Raw genomic sequence first — 17,495 nt, 5'->3', positions numbered from 1 at the left:
GTATAACTACCGTCGTTTTTTGATCTAAACCTATACGGCGCGGATTAGCTGTGCTGCTTTTTCCGCGATCATGATGGTGGGAGAGTTGGTGTTGCCGGAGGTGATAAACGGCATGACGGACGCATCCACAACACGCAGTCGGGCCACGCCTTTTACGCGCAGCGCGCTGTCCACCACAGCGGCGGGATCGTCGGCGCGGCCCATCCTGCAGGTGCCGACCGGATGGAAAATCGTGGTGCCGATGGCGCCTGCCGCCTCGGCCAGTTCTTCCTCGGTGCGGTAGTGGATGCCGGGCTTGTATTCTTCCGGCGCGTACTGCTTCAGCGCCGGCGCGGCGACGATCTGGCGCGTCAATGTCAGCGCTTGCGCCGCCACCTTGCGGTCTTCCGCCGTGCTTAGATACATCGGCGAAATTTTTGGCGGCGCATAAGGATCGGCGCTGCCGATGCGCACGTGGCCGCGCGAGGTCGGCCGCAGGTTGCACACGCTGGCGGTGAACGCCGGGAAAGTGTGCAAGGGATCGCCGAATTTTTCCAGCGACAACGGCTGCACGTGATATTGCAGGTTCGGCGTCTGCTCGCTGGCGCTGGAACGCGCGAACGCGCCCAGCTGCGACGGCGCCATCGACATCGGCCCGCTCTGGAACATCGCGTATTCCAGGCCGATGCGCATCTTGCCGAACCAATTTGACGCCATCGTGTTCAAGGTGCGCGCGTTCTTGCCGAGTTTGTAGATCATGCGCAGTTGCAGGTGGTCTTGCAGGTTTTCGCCGACGCCAGGCAGGTCGACCAGCGGCGTGATGCCCAGCGCATGCAATTGCTCCGCCGCGCCGATGCCGGAGCACTGCAAAATCTGCGGACTGCCAACGGTGCCAGCCGCCAGCAGGGTTTCCTTGTTCGCAATGGCAGTGAATCGCGTGCCGCCGCCGGCAAAAATCACGCCCGTGCACACGCCTTTTTCGATCTGCAAACGTTCCACGTGACACCCGGTCATGATGGTCAGATTCGGCCGCCGCGACGCCGGTTTCAGAAACGCCTTGGCCGTATTCCAGCGGATGCCGCGCTTTTGATTGACCTCGAAGTAGCCGCAACCGGCGTTGTCGCCGCGGTTGAAATCGTCGACCTTGTGGATGCCGACCTGGTCGGCCGCGTCGCGGAAGGCGTCCAGTATCTGCCAGGACAAACGCTGTTTTTCCACGCGCCACAAACCGCCGGCGCCATGAAAATCGGACGCGCCGCCGTGATAGTCCTCGCTCTTCTTGAACAGCGGCAGCACGGACTCCCAGCGCCAGCTGTCGTCGCCGGTCAGCGCGGCCCAGCGATCGTAATCGCCGGCCTGGCCACGCATGTAAATCATGCCGTTGATCGACGAACTGCCGCCGAGCACTTTGCCGCGCGGGTACAACAGGCTGCGGCCGCCCAGTCCGGGATCGGCTTCGGTGCGGAACTTCCAGTCGGTGCGGGGATTGTCGATGCAATGCAAATAGCCGACCGGGATGTGTATCCACACATAATCGTCGCGGCCGCCCGCTTCGATCAGCAGGACTTGTTTGTCTTGATCGGCGCTGAGTCGGTTGGCCAACACGCAGCCAGCCGAGCCGGCGCCGATGATGATGTAATCGTAGCTGCCTGCTGATTCCAAAAACAGTCTCCTGATTTATGTTGCGCTGATCTCCGCCAGCAAAATTTCTATCAGTTTCGCCGCCGGCATGGGCCGCGCACGCGCCACGCCGGTGCCGCACCAGAGCGACATCAATTCGGTCTCGCCACGCTTGGCCGCTTCCGCGCGGATCGGCGACGTTAATGCATTTTGAACGGGGTACGGCGGCAGCAGATGTTCATGCACCGCCATCTCGCGCATGAAGCGGTTTTCCAGGCCGCGCGCATAGCGGCCGGAAAAAGTGCGCGTCAGCCTGGTTGGATGATCGCCAGCAGTCAGCAAGCGCTGCCTGTACGCCGCGCCGATACTCGATTCGTCGCTGACCAGGAATGCCGTGCCCATCTGCACCGCCTGCGCGCCGCCATCCAGCGCGCGTTTGATATCGGCGCCGTCCATGATGCCGCCGGCGGAAATCACCGGAATATTTACCGCCGCCACCACCAGCGGCAGCAGCTCGAACGTGCCCAGTTTGGCGTCTTCCTGCGGCCCGATGAAGGTGCCGCGATGGCCGCCCGACTCCACGCCGGAAGCAATCACCGCATCGGCGCCCCTGCTTTCCCAGGCCAGCGCTTCATCCGGATGGGTGATCGTACCGATGACCAAAATGCCGGCGTCGTGCAAGCGCTGGATCTGCTCCACGCTGAGGATGCCGAAGGTAAAACTTGCCACGGCAGGGCGCAGCGCGATCAGCGTTTCAAACTGTGCAGCGAAATCCTCGCACCATTGGGCCGGCGTCGGCAGCTCGCTCCAGCCCAGCGACGACCAGATCGGTTTCAGGAATTCCTTCGCTCGCTCCACCTCGGCGGCGGACGGTTTCGGCGTTTCCTGCGCGAAGAAATTCAGACAAAAAGGCCGGTCGGTGAGGGTGCGGATCTGCGCGGTTTGCTCGCGGATGACGTCCGGCGACAACAAGGAACAGGCCAGCGAACCGAGCGCGCCGGCATTGGACACAGCGGCGACTTGCGCCGGCGTATTGAAACCACCAGCGGTCGGCCCCTGGATGATTGGATGCGGAAACAGTGATGCGAATGTCATCAAATCCCCTGTTTGCACCTGTGGATAAGCATATGGATATCCACAGGGGTCAAATGTGCGTAAACAAACGAACGTTGAGGACGACTTTTTTTATCCCAAAACAGTTCTTTGCTCATACACGGTTTACGCGCCGTCTTGTACAGCGCGTAAACGCCTGATTCTAATCCAAAATGACCACTTATCCACAGAAAAGTGTCGGTGTTAACAACTATCACTATTTTTATATCTACTTCTTTAGAGTAAACCATAAAAGCTCCGATATACTCGAATTGCCAAACAAACAGCTTCAACCGGAGATGTTTTGTCCTCATCAAGCAAAAAAACCCGGTCGCCTGCATATCTGCGGTTTCGGCGACGTTTGATCACCGGCCTGTTGTCGATGGCAGCACTCGCCATTGCAGTTGTTGTCAGCCAATTCCGCAGTTCCTACCTTGAACGGGAACTCTCCGTCAAAGTGCAGACCGAGCATTACGTGAAGGCGATGGAAGCCCACGTGATTTACTCGATTCAATCGGCCGACGTATCGCTGATGAGCGTGTCGAACGCCATCAAAGTTCTGCCCGCTACGCAAAGCAGTTCGCGAGCGACCATGGAAGAACTGCTTTCCTCGCTCGGTTCCAGTTTTGACAGCGATTACTGGATTACGTTTGTTGATCCCAAAGGAAATGCGGTTGCCACATCTACCGGCAGCAACGTCACCGGCATCTCCTACGCCGACCGCGACTATTTCAAAGTTCACGCCAACAACGAATTCAAAGGAAAACTCTTCATCGGTGAACCTGCGATTGGCAAACGCAGCAAGAAAAAGCTGTTTTTCCTGAGTCGCCGCGTGGAAAACGCCAAGGGCGAGTTCCTGGGAGTCGTCACCGCGCCGCTGAATGTCGACCGCTACGTCAAAGTCTTTGAAAATTCACGCTTCAATTCCGACATCTCGATCTCGCTGATCCACGCTGGCGGCAAGGTGATCGCCCGCGTGCCGAATTTCGAACAGGCTTTCGCACGCGATCTGAGCGCCACTTCCCTGTTCGACAATGTGCGACGGGCCAGTTCAGGCACCTACAAAACCGTCAGCCTGATCGACAACGTGACCCGTGTTTTCAGCTACCACGTACTCGATGGCCTGCCGCTGATCATCGTGGTCGGCAGCAACGACAACGAAGCGGCCCGTTTGCTGCAGCAAAATTACCTGACGGCCGGCGGTGGTCTGGCCATCCTGCTGTTGCTGATGTTCGGCGCCGGCCATTTTTCGCTGCGCACTTACTCGCGTCAGGAAGACCGTGAACTTCGCTACCGTGCGCTGTACAGCGCCAGCCGGGAAATGGAACACCAGTTGCTGGCCAACGAAGAATCGATGAAGCTGGCGTCGCTGCTGTTCCAGAACAGCGGCGAAGGCATGATGGTGACCGACGCAAACGGCCTGATCCTCACCGTGAATCCGGCCTTTTCACTACTCAGCGGCTACACCGAAAAAGAACTGATCGGCCACCGCGCCTACGAGCTGGCCTCCAGCCGCAACGACCGCGAATTTTTCGACCGCATCTTCGAAGCCGTCACCGACAGCGGTCACTGGAAGGGCGAGTTGTGGCACCAAAGCAAAAACGGCGAGGAATACCTGGTGTCGATGGTGGTCAACACCGTCTACAACGAAAAGGGCAAACCGTTCCGCTACGTCGCATTGCTCAGCGATATCACGCAGAAAAAAGCCTCCGAAGAGCTGATCTGGCGCCAGGCCAACTTCGACACGCTGACGGGACTGGCGAATCGCCGCATGTTCCACGAGCATCTGCGCCTGGAAATGAAAAAAACCGACCGCTCGCAGCTGCCGATGGCGCTGGTCTTTGTTGATCTGGATTACTTCAAGGAAATCAACGACACCCTGGGCCACGACAAGGGCGACATGCTGCTCAAACAAGTGGCAACGCGGCTGCTTGGCTGCGTGCGCAGCACCGATACCGTGGCCAGGCTGGGCGGCGATGAATTCACCGTCATCCTTAGCGAGCTGAACAATGCCGGCGACGTGGTCCGCATCGCCCAGGAAATCCTGAAGAAAATGAGCACGCCCTTCCATCTTGGCGACAGCGAAGACCGGCAGGTTGCCCATATTTCGAGCAGCATCGGCATTACCCTGTACCCGGACGACGGCGCCGATGCGGAAACCCTGATCAAAAACGCCGACCAGGCGATGTACACCGCCAAGCAGCAGGGCCGCAACCGCTTCAATTATTTCGCCTCCTTCATGCAGGAAGCCACGCGTGCGCGCATGCACCTGGTCAACGAATTACGCGAAGCGCTCCAGCACGACCAGCTGCGCATCCTGTACCAGCCCATCATCGACCTGTCGAATGGCGCCGTGGTCAAGGCCGAAGCGCTGGTGCGTTGGCAACATCCGGTACGCGGGCTGCTGAATCCGGCCGAATTCCTCAACGTGGCCGAAAGCAGCGGCCTGATCATCGGCATCGGCGACTGGGTGTTCCACCAGGCAGCGCTTGAAGTGCAAAAACTTCAGGCCATCAGCTCGCCGGCATTCCAGGTAAGCGTGAACAAATCGGCCTGGCAGTTCCGCGACGACGGCAGCAACTACCGTCGATGGCTGGATTTTCTGAAGGAACTGAAGGTCAGCCCGCAAAGCCTCATCGTCGAGGTCACGGAAAACCTGCTGCTGGACGCCGCCAGCAACAATGCCGACCTGCGCCACACCCATATGCAGATTTCGCTGGACGATTTCGGCTCCGGCCACTGCTCGGTGGCGTTTCTGAAGCGCTTTGGCGTGGACTACATCAAGATCGCGCCGGAATTTGTCACCCAGGGTGGTGACGGACTGCTGATTTGCGAGGCAATGATCGCCATGGCGCACAAGCTGGGCATCAAAGTGATCGCCGAAGGCATAGAAACGCAACAACAACTTGCCGCTTTGACAGCCATCGGATGCGATTTCGGTCAGGGATACCTGCTCTCCAGGCCCATTTCAGGCCCGGAATTAGAGGAAAAACTACAAAAACAGTGCGAGCCTGTGAATAAGTAATTGGATATCCACAGGACGAGATGTGGCTAAGCACCACTTTTAACCACAGGCCCATATTTTATCCAAAAACTGTTCCTGCGCTGGTACAGCGTTTATGCATGTGGTTGTTTACGCCGTAAACAGATGATTTGTAAACGTATACAGAACTTATCCACAGCTATTTGCACGTTTACTACTACCACTATGTTTATATAAACCTTTTGTAAACAACTAAAAGCATAACGTCAAAAGCGGCGCAGACGAAATAGGACGCCTGTTCGGCATCTGAAAGCCATCCACCCATCAAAAAACGCCTTAAAATTCACTTTTTTTCGCTACGCGTTGTGGAAAAGACCTTGGATCTCCACAGACCACATTCAAAAATTGAAGGAAAAGTATGCGTTTAGGCATCATCAGCGCGTTGGCTGAAGAACAGCATGGGCTGATAGAAGCCCTTGAGAGCCCTTCCAGGCACTTTCACGGCATGAGGGAGTACACGGCCGGGAAACTCTGGGAAATCGACGCTGTGTGCGTTCTATCGCGTATAGGCAAGGTTGCTGCGGCAATGACAGCTGCGATTCTTGTGGAAAAGTTCGGAGTTACCCACATCGTCTTCACCGGCGTTGCCGGAAGCGGGGATAAAAACGTCAACGTTGGGGATATCGTGGTGGCTGACACGCTGGTCCAGCACGATTTTGATGCCAGCCCGCTGTTTCCAAGATTTGAAATTCCGCTGACCGGGTTGTCGAGCTTTGCCACCGACGTGGCCTTGACCGAGCGATTGGCTGGCGCTGCTGCGCCAATTTCGCGTGTGCATCGTGGTCTGATTGCCAGCGGTGATCAATTTATAGGCAAATTGACGCAGATTCAGGCCATCAAAACCGCGTTGCCGCAATTATTGGCAGTGGAAATGGAAGGCGCAGCGGTGGCGCAGGTGTGTTTTGAGCTGGGAATTCCGTTTGCCGTGATCAGGACGATCTCCGACAACGCCAACGACGAGGCTGCCGTCGATTTCATGCATTTCATCAAAACCGTGGCAGCGGGGTATGCATTTGATGTGATTCGTAACTTCTGCAAGGGGTAAAAGCGCGCGGCACCCCTGTACCCCGCACACCGCTGCGGCCAGGGGCCAGCCTATAGGCTGGCGGGGCGAAGCCCCTATCCCTGAACCTGGGTCAGCCCCTTTCGTTAGGGGTACTAACGAAACTTGGTTTTTACGACGCCTGCAGCGTCATCAGGCTGGCGTTACCCCCTGCAGCCGTCGTATTCACGCACAGAGCCCGCTCAGCGACCAAACGCCACAGGGGGATGCTGCTCTCCTCATTGGTGCTGATCAAGGCCACCAGCGCCCCGCTACGGGCCGCCAGGACGTTGTGCTGGCTCTTGGCCATCATCGATTCCACCAGCGCAATCTGAAACTCGCTGCTTTCCAGGTCCGGAACGGTCTGAATACGGTCCCTGATCGCCGACGGCAGGTCGGCCGGCAGCAGATGCGCCGTCGCGCCCGTCACCAGCGCGATATTGCCGGTCGCCAGTACCGCGGCGATCTGGTTCATCAAGCCCTCCAGCGTGCCGGCCACGCAGGCCACAGCGCCACGGGACACCAGCGCCAGCGTGTTGCGCTCGCCGGTAGGCCCTGGCAGCGCGGTCAGGCTGCCCAGCATGGTCGAGCGGCTGTACTGCTCCGCCAGGCTGGCGATGCGTTCATGGCCGTGCATTTTCGACCAGACCACCAGCGCGTCCAGCGATGGCGAAGTCTGGCGTTCATGCACCGGCGCCGTGATGGCGCCGCGTTGCAAACGCTTCAGGTACAGCGGACCGCCGGCTTTCGGGCCGGTGCCGGATTTGCCTTCGCCACCGAAGGGCTGCACGCCGACCACGGCGCCGACGATGTTGCGGTTGACGTAGATATTGCCCACATGCGCGCGGTTGGTGATGTAGTCGATGGTTTCATCGATGCGCGAATGCACGCCCAGCGTCAGGCCGAAGCCGCTGGCGTTGATCTGGTCGACCACTTTCGGCAGATCGGCGCGCTTGTAGCGGATCACGTGCATGACCGGGCCGAACACTTCCTGCGTCAGCTCGGCCAGCGAGCGGATTTCCAGCACGGTTGGCGGCACAAAGGTGCCGGCGCTGGTCACGTCCGCCGGCAGGTCCAGCGAGTAGTAATCGACCGCCGTACCCTTCAGCTTGTTGATGTGGGCCAGCAGATTCTGCTGCGCCTCGGCGTCGATCACCGGGCCGATGTCGGTCACCAGGCGGTCCGGCGTGCCGACTTTCAGCTCCTGCATCGCGCCTTTCAGCATTTTGATGGTCTTGTCGGCGATATCTTCCTGCAGGAACAGCACGCGCAGCGCCGAGCAGCGCTGGCCGGCGCTGTCGAAGGCCGACGAAATCGCATCCTGCACCACCTGTTCCGGCAGCGCCGACGAATCGACGATCATCGCGTTCTGGCCGCCGGTTTCGGCGATCAGCGGGATGTCGGCGTTTTCCGCCACGGCGCGCTTGGCCAGCGTGCGGTTGATCAACTGCGCCACTTCGGTCGAGCCGGTGAAGATCACGCCCTTGACGCGGCTGTCGCCGGTCAGCGCGGCGCCGACCACTTCGCCGCGGCCCGGCAGGAATTGCAGCGCGGCGCGCGGAATGCCGGCTTCGTGCAGCAGCTCGACCGCGCGATGCGCGATCAGCGGCGTCTGCTCGGCCGGCTTGGCCAGCACCACGTTGCCGGCGGCCAGCGAGGCGGCCACCTGGCCGGTGAAGATCGCCAGCGGGAAGTTCCATGGGCTGATGCAGGTCACCGGGCCCAGCGCCAGGGTGTTGGTCGAGCCGTGCACTTCGCCCGCGTAGTAGCGCAGGAAGTCGACCGCTTCGCGGATTTCCGCGATGGCGTTCGGCAGCGATTTGCCGGCTTCGCGGATGGCCAGCGTCATCAGTTCCAGCGCGTTGGCTTCGAACAGGTCGGCGGCCCTGGTCAGGGCGGCGGCGCGCACCGATGGCTCGGTGGTCTGCCAGTCCATGGCGTAGCTGCTGGCGCTGGCCAGCGCGGTTTCGACGTCGTCGGCGCTGGCTTCCACCAGCTGGCCGACGATGTCGCTGCGCTGCGCCGGGTTGGTGACGTTCTGCACCGGCTGGCCGACGCTCAGGCCGCCAGCCAGCAGCGCCGCCGCATGCCAGCTGCGCGGCGTCGCCAGCGCATCGGCGATTTCGCGCAGCACGTTTTCGTTGGCCAGGTCGAAACCGGCCGAGTTTTTACGGTCGCCAAACATGTCCAGCGGCAGGGCGATGCCAGAATGCGGCAGGCCGCCCTGCTCGCGCGCGGCAGCGACCGGATCGCGCAGCAGCGACTCGATCGGGATCGCTTCATCGACGATCTGGTTGACGAACGACGAGTTGGCGCCGTTTTCCAGCAGGCGGCGCACCAGGTAGGCCAGCAGCGTTTCGTGGGTGCCGACCGGGGCGTAGATGCGGCAGGCCTTGTCCAGGTTGTCCTTGCCCACCACCTGGTCGTACAGCGATTCGCCCATGCCGTGCAGGCACTGGAATTCGTAGTCGGTGACGCCGTCGCGCTTGGCCCAGGTGTAGATGGTCGACAGCGTCTGCGCGTTGTGCGTCGCAAACTGCGGATAGATCACGTCGGTGGCGCCCAGCAGCTTCTGCGCGCACACCAGGTAGGAGACGTCGGTGTAGACCTTGCGCGTGTAGACCGGGTAGCCGCTCATGCCGTCCACCTGGGCGCGCTTGATTTCCGCATCCCAGTAAGCGCCCTTCACCAGGCGCACCATGAACTTGCGGCCGCTGCGCTTGGCCAGGTCGATCAGGTAGTCGATGACGAACGGGCAGCGCTTCTGGTAGCCCTGCACCACGAAGCCGATGCCCTCGAAACCGGCCAGCGCGGGATCGTGCGCCAGCGCTTCCATCAGGTCCAGCGACAGTTCCAGGCGGTCGGCCTCTTCCGCATCGATGTTCAGGCCGATGTTGTACTGCTTGGCCAGCAGCACCAGATCGCGCACGCGCGGCAGCAGTTCCTGCATCACGCGGGCGTGCTGGGCACGGCTGTAGCGCGGGTGCAGCGCCGACAGCTTCACCGAAATGCCAGGGCCGTTGCGGATGCCGCGGCCGTTCGAGGCCTTGCCGATCGCGTGGATCGCGGTTTCGTAGGACGCGTAGTATTTTTTGGCGTCTTCTTCGGTCAACGCCGCTTCGCCCAGCATGTCGTAGGAATAGCGGTAGCCGCGCGCCTCGTTGGCCTGGCCGTTCTTGATCGCCTCGTCGATGGTCTGGCCGGTGACGAACTGGTTGCCCAGCATGCGCATCGCCAGGTCCACGCCTTTGCGGATCAGCGGCTCGCCGCCCTTGGAAATCAGCTTGGTCAGCGCCGAGCCGAGGCCGGTTTCGCTGTTGGTCGACACCAGCTTGCCGGTGATCAGCAGGCCCCAGGTGGCCGCGTTGACGAACAGCGACGGCGATTCGCCCAGGTGCTTGCGCCAGTCGCCCTTGCTGATTTTGTCGGCGATCAGGCGGTCGGCGGTGGCGTTGTCGGGAATACGCAACAGTGCTTCAGCCAGGCACATCAGCGCCACGCCCTCGTCCGACGACAGCGAAAACTCGTGCATCAGCGCGTCCACGCCGGACGCGCGGGTGCGTTCCGTGCGCACCGAACTGACCAGTTTATAGGCCAGTTGCTGCGCCTGCTGAAGGCTGACTTCGTCGTGGTTGTTCAACTGGCCGAGCAGCCACTGGACGGCGCTGACTTCATCCTTGCGATAGGCTGCCGTCACTGCGGCGCGCAGGGGAATCGGGTCGCGCAGGATTTCAGCCTGAAGCGCGGCGAACGGGGTAAAACCGGAGGAAACTGCTGCTTGCATGGGGTACTCTCAGAAGATGAATTGGGGAGCCGGTCCACCTACAAAAACACGCCCGTCAGCGGGGCTGGCGAGCGTGAAAATGGGCGTTACTGACGTGGACTGCTAATGATTCGATTGTAGTGGGAAATCTTCTGGATTAATTTTGGTAATGCAGGGGGCTAGCAATAGATTGTTTTTAGTGAGACAATTTAACCAAATAATATTTATTTGGGAGTTCCCGGAAATGTTAGACAAGATCAGCAAAAAAATCTTGATGGAATTGCAGAGCGATGGCCGCATCTCCAATGTGGAGCTGGCCGCGCGCGTGAATTTGTCACCCGCCGCTTGCCTGGAACGGGTGCGCAAGTTGCACGAGTCCGGGTACATCATGGGTTACACCGCGCAACTGAACCCGCAGCTGCTCGACGTTTCCCTGCTTGTCTTTATCGAGGTGGTGCTCGATCGCACCACGCCCGAAGTGTTCGACGCCTTCAAGCACAGCGTCCAGGTGATCCCGGAAGTGCTGGAGTGCCACATGGTTGCCGGCGGCTTCGACTACCTGGTCAAAGCCCGCGTCAAGGACATGGCTGCCTACCGCGAATTCCTGGGGAAAACCCTGCTCCAGAAAGGCGTGCGCGAAACGCATACCTACGCCGTCATGGAAGAAGTTAAGAATACCACCAAGTTGCCCATAAAATAGCAACGTAGAAATAAAATTAGTGGAGCCGCCCAAGGCGCCTGTTGTTAAAAACGGGGGACAGATGAAGCTTTTGCAGCATAAGCTGGTGCAACGTGGATTGTGGATTTTGGGGGCGACGGCAGGCGGCACATGCCTCGCTTACGTGTTCAACCTGGCCGGCGCCGGCCCGGTGACGGCGGGCATTCCGGCCGCGCTGGGCGGCGCGGCCGTGGCCTGGTGGGCTTCACGCCAGAACAACGACGAGGGCGGCGTGCGGCATTTCGCCCATACCGTTGGCGAGGAAATCGACGCCATCATGATCGGCGCGGCGGAAACCTCGTACTTCGTCGATTCGGTGAAGAAGAAGATCGAACTGGACGTCAGCACCGCCGGCAGCATCGTCCACAGTTCCAGCCAGAACGCCGACACCACCGAGCGTATCGCCGCCAATGCCGAGCGCGCCGCCAGGATCGCCGCCCAGGTGCGCGGCGAAACCGTCGCCGGGCGGGCCGAGGCCGACAACGGCCTGCAACGCATCCGCACCGCGCGCGAAGACGCGCAGTCGGCGGCGGCGGTGATGACCGCGCTGCAAAGCAACTCCCGCAAAATCTACGGCTTTACCGAAGCCATCAGCGAAATCTCCGCGCGCACCAACCTGCTGGCGCTGAACGCCGCCATCGAGGCCGCGCGTGCCGGCGAACAGGGCCGTGGCTTCGCCGTGGTCGCCAGCGAGGTGCGCCAGCTGGCGCTGCGCACCAAGGAAGCCACCGACGAAATCAGCACCATGGTGCGCGAGATTAACCAGCAGGCGGAAAAGGCGGCCAGCGGCATGAATTCGCTGGCGCTCAAGGTCAGCGAAGCGGCCGGCAATGTGGAAACCGTGCACGGACTGCTGGGCAATATCGAGCGTTCGTCGGGCGTGTCGGAAGATGAAATCGGCCAGATCGCGCGTGCCTCGCGCGAGCACGTCGCCACCACCGAGGAAATCGCCCAGGCCATCGCCAGCATCCGCGACAGCCTGCTGTCGACCGAGAAGGAACTGCCGCGCGCGGCCAGCTCGGCCATGGCGCTGGCGGAACGGGCGGAAATCATCACCGGCGCGCTGGGCGAATCGTCGATCGAGACCTCGCACGACGCCATCCGTGAAGCGGCGCAGCGGGCGGCGGCGGAAGTGGGCAAGATTTTCGAGCGCGCCATCGCCAGCGGCCAGATCACGCGCGAGGCGCTGTGGGACCGCCACTACACGCCGATTCCGAATACCGATCCGCCCAAGCACAAGACCAGGTTCGATGATTTCACCGACCGCGTGCTGCCGCCCTTGCAGGAAGGCGTGCTGGCGGCGATGCCGCAGCTGGCCTACGCCGGCACTGTGGATAACAACGGCTATTTCCCCACCCACAACAAGAAGTTTTCGCAGCCGCTGACGGGCAACTACGATATCGACATCGTCAACAACCGCACCAAACGCATCTTCAGCGACCGCACCGGCAAGCGCTGCGGTTCGAACACCAAGCCGTTTTTGCTACAGACGTACAAGCGCGACACAGGCGAGGTCATGCATGACCTGTCGGCGCCGATCTATGTGGATGGCAAGCACTGGGGCGGTTTCCGCATCGGCTACCGCTCCAGTCACTGAGTTTTAACGGGAGGAAGCAGGCGCCTGCGTCGGCGTCGGCAGGTTGTTGACCGTGCGCTGGGTCTGCGTATTCATTTTTTCCAGATGGGTGCGCAGCCACTTGTGCGCCGGGCTGCGCGCATCGCGTTCGTGCCACAGCATGTCCAGGTGGACCGCCGGCAGCGGGAACGGTAGTTCCTTGTGCACCAGCGCGTCGGTCATGCCGGTTGCCGCGATCAGGTGGCGCGGCAGCACCGTCACCAGGTCCGAGTTGGCCACCACGCGGCCGGCGGTGAAGAACTGGTTCACCGTCAGCAGAATGCGGCGTTCGCGCTGCAACTGGGCCAGCGCCTCGTCGACCAGGCCGTGGGCGCGGCCCGAGAAGCTCACCAGCAGGTGATTCGCTTCGCAGTAGTTATCCAGGTTCAGCTCGACCTTGGCCAGCGGATGGTCGCGCCGCATCACGCACACATATTTACCGGAATACAGGCGCTCGTGGCGGATCGGCGAACCGGTCTCGTACGACAGCTGCGCCGCCACGCCGGGGAAGAAGCCCACCGCCAGGTCGATATCGCCGCGCAGCAGCATCGGCCGCGGTTCGCGCGTGGTCAGCGGCACCATGCGCACGTTGATGCCGGGCGCCTCGCTCTCGATCGAACGCATCAGCGACGGCAGCCACATGGCGGCGGTCGCGTCGGCCATCGCCATCCGGAAGGTGGCGTGGGCGGCCGAGACGTCGAAGGTTTCCGGCGCCACCGCCGCTTCCAGGCTGGCCAGCGCGCTGCGCACGGACGGCCACAGCGATTCGGCGCGCGGCGTCGGCTTGACGCCGTAGGCGGTACGGATCAGCAATTCGTCGCCCAGGCTTTCGCGCAGCCGCTTGATGGCGTTGGAAACGGCAGGCTGGGTCATGGCCAGATGGCCGGCGGCGCGTGTCAGATTTTGCTCTGTCATCACGGCGTCGAAAACGCGCAGCAGGTTCAGGTCCAGCGTCAGAAAGCTCATGGCGGCTCGGGGAGGTAGAGGTTGGCGAGGAAATAACGATAGCACAGTCCATTCACCAAACGCATAATTGTTATCGTGAAATGGAATTGGATAGATATGTTGCGGCGCACTATAGTTACGTCAGATTCTAAAGCTACAGCTAAACCGTGTCCATCATGATTTCCGCAATACAAGATTTTTCTCTGTTCGCCGCTATCAAGCTGGCGCTGCTGGTCGCCGTGAGCGGTGGCCTGCTGGTGCTGTTCAAACCGCTGTTGGTCGGCTGCGCGCGCGCAGCCGTACTGGTGGTCAAGCCGAAGATGAGCCGCGCGCAACGCATTGCGCGCCGTGAACTGGCAACGCGGGTCTGATACCGCGTCGCAGCATTATTTCTCGCCGAGCAGCGCCGGCTTCAAGGAACTGTCGGCCGGGTGATCACCCAGCCAGATACGCAGCACCGCATTGTAGAACGCCACGTCCGGCATCAGCTCCCCGATTTTCTTGCCATTCAAATAGCACTGGGTGCCTTCGTTGGGGGTCCAGTCCAGCGACAGCTGGTCGCCCTTCTTCAGGGTTGGCGTCTGCGCGAACACTTCACCGAACTTCATAATCTGCGGCAGGATCTTGTTGCGCTCTTCCTTGCTGGTGTTGGCGTTGATGCCGTCGGTAAAGGCCTTGCCGAAGTCTTCCGAGCTCACTTCGCGCAGCATGGTGATGGCGACGCGGCGCGGGCCGGCCACGGCCAGCACGTCCGGCACGGTGGATTTCTTTTCCGTCAGATATAAACCGGCCGCATAGACCTTGAAGATGACCTTGGTGCGAATGCCGGCGCCGTTCAGCTTGAGCTGCTGGCCGGCCACGGTGGTCGTATCGTCGAACTTGACGCCGGCCACATCGACGGCGGCAAAGGCGAAGGAAGGCGCCGCCGCAAAGATGGCGCTGGCGATCAGGGTATGCAGGATGGTTCTACGGTTCATGAAGGTCTCCGTGATAGGTGTCCAGCGACTATACCACCGTGGAGACGCCGCGGCGTGTTTTGCCGCACGGTCATGCTTTTTTTAACGGGGGGAGCAGATAAATATGAGTTTGCATTACTCAGTCAACCCGCATTAGCACCCCAAAACGAAAGGGTCTGACCCCATGCGGGGTCAGACCCTGGCCGCAGCGGTGTGCGGGTTTCGCGGGTGCCGCGCGCTTCGACCCAATCAGGCCTTGGCGGCCTGCAGCAACTCGAACTTGGCGAACAACTGGTCCTTGGTCTCGCGCACTTCCGGGTTGAACGGAATGCAGCTCACCGGGCACACCTGCTGGCACTGCGGCTCATCGAAGTGACCCACGCACTCGGTGCACTTGTCCGGATTGATTTCGTAAATTTCCGCGCCCATGTAGATGGCGTCGTTCGGGCACTCCGGCTCGCAAACGTCGCAATTGATACAGTCGTCGGTAATCATTAACGCCATGATGGAACTCGCTTACTGTGCCTGGTCGGTGTTGTTGGCGGCGATTTTCTTCTGCAGCCAGCGGTCCACCGATGGGAATACAAACTTGGACACATCCCCGCCCAGCATGGCGATTTCGCGCACGATGGTGCCGGAGATGAATTGGTATTGGTCGGACGGCGTCAAAAACATGGTCTCGACGTCCGGCAACAGGTAGCGGTTCATGCCCGCCATCTGGAACTCGTACTCAAAGTCCGACACGGCGCGCAGGCCGCGGACGATGACGCGGGCGTCGTGCGCGCGCACGAAGTCCTTCAGCAGGCCGGAGAAACTCTCTACCCGCACGTTCGGATAATGGCCCAGCACTTCATTGGCAATTTCCAGGCGCTCGTCCAGCGAGAAGAACGGTTTCTTGTTCTTGCTGTCGGCGACGCCCACCACCAGCGTGTCGAACAGACCGGATGCGCGACGCACCAGATCTTCGTGACCACGGGTCAGCGGATCGAAAGTTCCTGGATAAACAGCTACTACCATTGCGGCTCCCTGCAGATGCACCAATATAGAACGCGCATTATGCCTGAAAATCGGCTTTTGCTTAAAATTGCCTTAATTTGGGGCAGTTTTAGCAGCAAATACTGCCGATTAGGGTTTGTATTTTAATAAATGATAGAACACCATGCCGGCTTTGTCAGCCCGGATGATTTCCCAGTTCGCCAGCCACTCGGGCGCCTCGCCTTCAGCGAATTCCAGCGCCAGTCCGGATTCGGCGTAAATCAGGCCGCCATCTTTCAGTATCTTAGTGCAGAGCGGCAAAGCGCGCTCGAGGAAGGTCTGTTGATAAGGCGGATCGAGGAAGATCAGGTCATATTTCTGACCGCGCGCAGCGGCCGACTGCGCCACCGCCAGCGCGTCGCCGCGCATGATCTGCACATTGTCCGCCTTCAGCTTGGTCTTGATCTCGTCCAGTTGGCGCACGACTTGGGCGTTGCTGTCGATCATGCTGACCGACGCCGCGCCACGGCTGGCCGCCTCGAAACCCAGCGCGCCGCTGCCGGCAAACAGGTCCAGCACTTGCGCGCCGGCCCAGTTGGCGTCGCGCAGGTGGTTGATCCAGTTGAACGCCGTCTCGCGCACGCGGTCCGGCGTCGGCCGCAGGCCCAGCGCGCTCAGCACCGGCAGCGGCGTGCGCTTCCACTGGCCGCCGATGATGCGCACCTGGTTGCTGTGCTGGGGACCGTGGACCGGGACTTTGGCGGATCTGGCTGGTTTGCTGGCGGGCTTCTTTGGCATGTGACGCTGTTCTAAGTCATTGATTCAACAGGCCATCATACCATAGAGCCGCCTAGCGCTGGTCCGCCGCCAGGCTGCGGAAGTCGTCGATCCAGCCCTGCATGCGGCGCTGCGCGTGGGCTTTCTGGGCCGGCGTGGCCAGCTGGATCACGGTCAGCACCAGCTTCAGGTTGGCGTCTTCATAGCTGTCGAAGAAGGCTTTGCGCTCGGAGGTTTCCAGCCGCTGGAAGCCGTCCTTGATCAGGCCCTGGATCAGCGCCTGGGTCGCTTCCTTGCCGAGTTTTTCGCTCTGCACGCGGCGCACGGCGGCCAGGATGTTGTTCTGGCGGCGCATGCGCTCGTCCAGCCAGATGTTGTTGTCCAGCGGCCGGGCGTCGGAGGCCTTGCGGATCTGCGCTTCCTGCTCGCTGGAGAAACTGCCGAACCACAGCTCGAACTGCTCCATCGATTTCTTGTAGCGGAAGGTTTGCTGCGCCTCGCGGTCGCCGCGCATGTTTTTCTTGCGGAACTCGGCGTTGTTGGCGGCGAACTTGCGTTCCAGCGTGGCGATCTGGTCCGGCTGCAGCGAGCGCGCCAGTTCGGCCAGCTCCGGCGTCGCCTTCAGCAGCAGCGCCTCGGTGCGCTTCTTGATCTCGTCGAAATCGGTTTGCAGGTCGGCCTGGGTGACGCCGGCCGCCAGCTGGCGCTGGGCGGTTTGCAGGATCTGCGCGTAATCGTTCAGCTGGGTCTTGCGATGCCAGTGGAACAGCTTGTCGATGTCTTCCTTGACCACGCTTTTCTGATCGGAGGTCAGGTCGACGTAACCATCGATCCACCAGTACAGCAGCGTGTCGCCATTGTTATAGGCCAGGCGCAGCGAGCTGCAGGCGGCCAGCACGGTCATGATCGCGATCAGGAACAGGCCCTGGAGGGTCCTGCGGGCAGACGGGGGCATGTTAGACTTTTGCAT

14 protein-coding genes are annotated in these 17,495 nt (G+C 60.8%); 5 read left to right on the top strand and 9 right to left on the bottom strand.

What is annotated here, in order from left to right:
• Nucleotides 1-30 precede the first annotated feature (30 nt).
• Both GJ695_RS07655 and GJ695_RS07650 read right to left on the bottom strand, forming a co-directional pair.
• The gene (locus GJ695_RS07655) at nucleotides 31-1,641 is read right to left on the bottom strand and encodes a GMC family oxidoreductase (RefSeq protein WP_154363507.1); all 1,611 of its coding nucleotides are present in this window, start codon (nucleotides 1,639-1,641) and stop codon (nucleotides 31-33) included.
• Nucleotides 1,642-1,656: 15 nt separating this feature from the next.
• Nucleotides 1,657-2,694, bottom strand: coding sequence for an NAD(P)H-dependent flavin oxidoreductase (locus tag GJ695_RS07650; protein WP_154363506.1), 1,038 nt, complete (start codon nucleotides 2,692-2,694; stop codon nucleotides 1,657-1,659).
• A 379-nt stretch (nucleotides 2,695-3,073) separates the two neighbouring features.
• Between GJ695_RS07650 and GJ695_RS07645 the strand changes: the two genes are divergently transcribed.
• The gene (locus GJ695_RS07645; protein ID WP_154363504.1) at nucleotides 3,074-5,716 is read left to right on the top strand and encodes a bifunctional diguanylate cyclase/phosphodiesterase; all 2,643 of its coding nucleotides are present in this window, start codon (nucleotides 3,074-3,076) and stop codon (nucleotides 5,714-5,716) included.
• 376 nt (nucleotides 5,717-6,092) lie between these two features.
• Complete coding sequence (locus tag GJ695_RS07640) at nucleotides 6,093-6,779, top strand: 5'-methylthioadenosine/adenosylhomocysteine nucleosidase (RefSeq protein WP_154363497.1); 687 nt, start codon at nucleotides 6,093-6,095, stop codon at nucleotides 6,777-6,779.
• A 130-nt stretch (nucleotides 6,780-6,909) separates the two neighbouring features.
• Here the strand turns inward: GJ695_RS07640 and putA are convergent, their stop codons facing one another.
• Nucleotides 6,910-10,560, bottom strand: coding sequence for a trifunctional transcriptional regulator/proline dehydrogenase/L-glutamate gamma-semialdehyde dehydrogenase (gene putA / locus GJ695_RS07635; protein ID WP_154363495.1), 3,651 nt, complete (start codon nucleotides 10,558-10,560; stop codon nucleotides 6,910-6,912).
• A 223-nt stretch (nucleotides 10,561-10,783) separates the two neighbouring features.
• On the opposite strand from putA, the gene GJ695_RS07630 reads away from it, so the two are divergent.
• A complete protein-coding gene (locus GJ695_RS07630; protein WP_008443393.1) occupies nucleotides 10,784-11,239 on the top strand; it encodes an Lrp/AsnC ligand binding domain-containing protein in 456 nt (151 codons plus the stop codon).
• Between the two features lie 61 nt (nucleotides 11,240-11,300).
• Nucleotides 11,301-12,854 carry a methyl-accepting chemotaxis protein gene (locus GJ695_RS07625; protein ID WP_154363493.1) on the top strand — a complete coding sequence of 518 codons (1,554 nt, stop codon included), beginning with the start codon at nucleotides 11,301-11,303 and terminating at the stop codon, nucleotides 12,852-12,854.
• Nucleotides 12,855-12,857: 3 nt separating this feature from the next.
• Here the strand turns inward: GJ695_RS07625 and GJ695_RS07620 are convergent, their stop codons facing one another.
• Complete coding sequence (locus tag GJ695_RS07620; protein WP_154363491.1) at nucleotides 12,858-13,838, bottom strand: LysR family transcriptional regulator; 981 nt, start codon at nucleotides 13,836-13,838, stop codon at nucleotides 12,858-12,860.
• Nucleotides 13,839-13,993: 155 nt separating this feature from the next.
• Here GJ695_RS07620 and GJ695_RS07615 point away from each other — a divergent pair, with 155 nt between their 5' ends.
• On the top strand, nucleotides 13,994-14,188 hold the full coding sequence (locus tag GJ695_RS07615; RefSeq protein WP_154363489.1) for a hypothetical protein: 195 nt from the start codon (nucleotides 13,994-13,996) through the stop codon (nucleotides 14,186-14,188).
• A gap of 15 nt (nucleotides 14,189-14,203) precedes the next feature.
• Here the strand turns inward: GJ695_RS07615 and GJ695_RS07610 are convergent, their stop codons facing one another.
• The 5 genes from GJ695_RS07610 to GJ695_RS07590 all read right to left on the bottom strand — a co-directional run bounded on the left by GJ695_RS07610 (nucleotide 14,204) and on the right by GJ695_RS07590 (nucleotide 17,480).
• Nucleotides 14,204-14,794, bottom strand: a complete 591-nt coding sequence (locus GJ695_RS07610; protein WP_154363487.1) for a chalcone isomerase family protein — start codon at nucleotides 14,792-14,794, stop codon at nucleotides 14,204-14,206.
• 228 nt (nucleotides 14,795-15,022) lie between these two features.
• Complete coding sequence (locus tag GJ695_RS07605; protein ID WP_154358018.1) at nucleotides 15,023-15,277, bottom strand: YfhL family 4Fe-4S dicluster ferredoxin; 255 nt, start codon at nucleotides 15,275-15,277, stop codon at nucleotides 15,023-15,025.
• A gap of 12 nt (nucleotides 15,278-15,289) precedes the next feature.
• Nucleotides 15,290-15,790 carry a pantetheine-phosphate adenylyltransferase gene (gene coaD / locus GJ695_RS07600; protein ID WP_154363485.1) on the bottom strand — a complete coding sequence of 167 codons (501 nt, stop codon included), beginning with the start codon at nucleotides 15,788-15,790 and terminating at the stop codon, nucleotides 15,290-15,292.
• Between the two features lie 108 nt (nucleotides 15,791-15,898).
• On the bottom strand, nucleotides 15,899-16,546 hold the full coding sequence (gene rsmD / locus GJ695_RS07595) for a 16S rRNA (guanine(966)-N(2))-methyltransferase RsmD (RefSeq protein ID WP_154363483.1): 648 nt from the start codon (nucleotides 16,544-16,546) through the stop codon (nucleotides 15,899-15,901).
• 52 nt (nucleotides 16,547-16,598) lie between these two features.
• Nucleotides 16,599-17,480 carry a DUF6279 family lipoprotein gene (locus tag GJ695_RS07590; RefSeq protein ID WP_154363481.1) on the bottom strand — a complete coding sequence of 294 codons (882 nt, stop codon included), beginning with the start codon at nucleotides 17,478-17,480 and terminating at the stop codon, nucleotides 16,599-16,601.
• Nucleotides 17,481-17,495: the final 15 nt, after the last annotated feature.

Origin of the sequence: Duganella alba, from assembly GCF_009674495.1 — a bacterium.
Lineage (GTDB): Bacteria > Pseudomonadota > Gammaproteobacteria > Burkholderiales > Burkholderiaceae_D > Rugamonas > Rugamonas alba.
This window is presented reverse-complemented; position numbering and strand designations above follow the sequence as displayed.